The 2,961-nt window shown below is 49.4% G+C and carries 2 protein-coding genes; both read left to right on the forward strand.

Annotation, left to right across the window (positions count from 1 at the left end):
• On the forward strand, positions 1-434 hold a 434-nt coding region (locus ACWVCM_RS03675), incomplete at its 5' end, for a hypothetical protein (RefSeq protein ID WP_455200358.1).
• A gap of 149 nt (positions 435-583) precedes the next feature.
• A partial coding sequence (locus ACWVCM_RS03680; RefSeq protein ID WP_455200359.1) for a LamG domain-containing protein occupies positions 584-2,961 on the forward strand: 2,378 nt, incomplete at its 3' end.

The raw sequence follows: 2,961 nt of genomic DNA on the forward strand, positions 1-2,961 counted from the left end.
CGCAAGCCTATGCTTATTATGAGTGGGTGGAAAATGAGGACGGTAGTAACGGCCACACTATCTACACACCCGGTAATGTACAAGCCAAGTATCATATTAATAGTACCAACTTCGAACATGGTTATCGTACACCTGACGATCGCTGGACCAACTACTGGCGTCAGGGACCTAATGGCGGACTGGGATGGGCAGGTAACGCCACAGAAACATCTGGTACCGGCGCCGCATCAATGGGCGACGAACTTGCTAACAGTGAAGCCTTCGCACAATGCCAGGTTGAAAAAGTTTACAGGCAGGTATGCCTGCAAGATCCCATCTCAAATCACAACACGGATATCGCAACCTTAACTTCAAGGTTTATGGACTCTGGTGATATGAACTACAGGATGAAAGACTTATTTGCCGAAATTGCGGCACTTTGTATGGGCAATTAACAGGAGAACCAGCAATGAGCCGCGTATTGAATATTAAAAATCGAACAGGAATAGGTTTCTGGAGAATTACAATGAATGGGCCTAGCCGCTTAACAACCTCAGTAAACAGTTACTCAACTCAGCTTCTACGATTGCTGGGCGCATGCCTCATGATCACAACATTATATGGTTGTGGTAGTGGGTCTGGTGTCGAAAACAGTCCCACTGGAACCGGATTGATGAATGATAGTTGCGACGGTGCCAGTGATGTTGAAGACTGCCGGGGATTTAGAAACCAGGTCTGGTTAGACATATTGGCTCGACCTGAACGATGCGCCGGCTGCCACGTTGAAGGTGGAAGTGGAACAGGTGCATTTGGTCAGTCCGACATTCTAATTGCCTATGAAGCGGTAAAAGCCAATAACCGCATTGACCGCAATGACCCCGTTAATTCATTTATAGTCACAAAGGTTCGCGACAACAATCACAACTGCTGGATAGAAATACCCAATACCGGCGGCCAAAAAGACTTTGCGGAATGTGGCAATCAGTTGGGAGCTGCTCTTGAAGCCTGGCTAAATCCAACCAGCGGCGGAACTAACAACCAGCCCTCCGAAGATTTGGGCAGTGTTGCATCCAGACTGGAATGGCCGAGTGTTGATACTACGCCGAGTGCGGAACAAATCGTACTGGGCAATGTATCACCTCCAGCCACACCGGGAGCAGACCAGGCCGGTTACGAAACACATGTTTATAATCCCATCGTGAGCCAGTACTGTAGCCGCTGCCATTCCGAAGATGCGCCTCAAGCACAGCGCCAGCAGCCTTACTTTGCTGATACTGATCCGGCAGCCGCTTTCAATGCGGTTGTAGAAAATCGTAAAATTGACATAAACAATCCCGCAAACTCTCGCATGTATTTACGCCTGGCTCAGGATTCCCACAACTGCTGGAGTGCCTGTAATAATGACGCGGCTGCCATGTTATCGGCAATCCAGGCCTGGAATACTGCGATTATTAATAATCCCAGCTATGTCCAACCTGTGGTGGAAGGAACTGAAACCACTACCCAAACTACCAGCCAGGGTCTCAAATTAGAGGAAGGCCAGGTGATTGCCGGTGGCCAACGGGTTACTGCGGGGCAGATTGCATTATGGGAATTTAAAAACCTGGATGGTGATAACGTCGCGGAAGACACCAGTACCGTTCAACCAAAAATTGACCTGGTGCTGAATGATAACGTGGACTGGGTCGGCGGCTGGGGTATTGAATTTAATCCCGGTGGTCGCGCTACCGCGGCATCCATTGCAGACAGCCAGAAACTTTACGACCAGATCGTTACCAACAACGCGTTTACCATGGAAGCCTGGGTGGTACCTGCGAATGTAACTCAGGAAGGACCCGCGATTATTGCCAGTTACTCATTCAGCGATACCGAACGTAACTTCAGTCTGGGCCAAACCCTGTATAGTTATGAATTCCTGAATCGTGATACGGCTTCAGGGCTTGATCTTGCCAACCGGGCTAATGGTCAACCCACATTGATCACCGATCCCAACGACGAAGACTTGCAGGCCACACAGCAACACGTGGTGATGACCTATGACTCAGTGAATGGTCGTCGCATTTACGTCAACGGCCAGTTTACTGGTGACGCGGATACGGTAACCGGTGGCTCTCTCTCGGATTGGGACCCAAGCTATGTATTTACCCTGGGCGCCGATGTCGGTGGTGCTAACCAGTGGTTGGGCAAAATACGTATGGTCGCAATTTACAATCGCGCCCTGACCCAGGAAGAAATCACGCAAAACTTTGACGCTGGTGTCGGTCAGAAATATCACCTGCTGTTTAAAGTAGGCCATTTGAGTTCTAACATTCCTGATACCAGTTATATCTGGATGGAAGTCGCGGAATTTGATGATTACAGTTACCTGTTTTCTGATCCGGCGTTTGTGGTACTTGATCCACAGCCACTGGCTGATGGCACGGTCCCAGCACTGTCACCCGCTTCAATAGCCAGCCTGCAGATTCAAGGCATGCGCATTGGCGTGAATGGACGACTGGCCTCAGCTGGACAGGCATTCCTGAACATGAACGAATCCATCAGCATGCCAGACCTGACCAATACCAGTAACCCACGGCATGTCGGCCTGATTGGAACAACTTCGGCAACGATTGATGGTGTTGTCACTAATAACATTCCCGTCAGAGCTTCAGGCACAATCATTGCCAAGCAAAATGGGGCGACTGGAGACACTGCTGACCAGTTCTATCTAACCTTTGAAAACTTTGACGGTATTGCAGGAGCACAGTCACAAAACGGTACACCGATTCCGCTAAACTATGCCTACTCTGATCCTGTTGCGGGACTGGCGAATAGCAATTACATAGCGGGTATCAGGATGTTTGAGGAAATCAATGGCACCATGTCTGCCGTGACCGGAATTGGTGTCACAAATCCCGCAGTACAAACTGTATTTACAGAAATTCAACAACAGTTACCCAGCGGTGTGGCACTGGAAGGATTTCTGGCTTCGCACCAGATTGC

This window comes from Kaarinaea lacus (assembly GCF_975902315.1).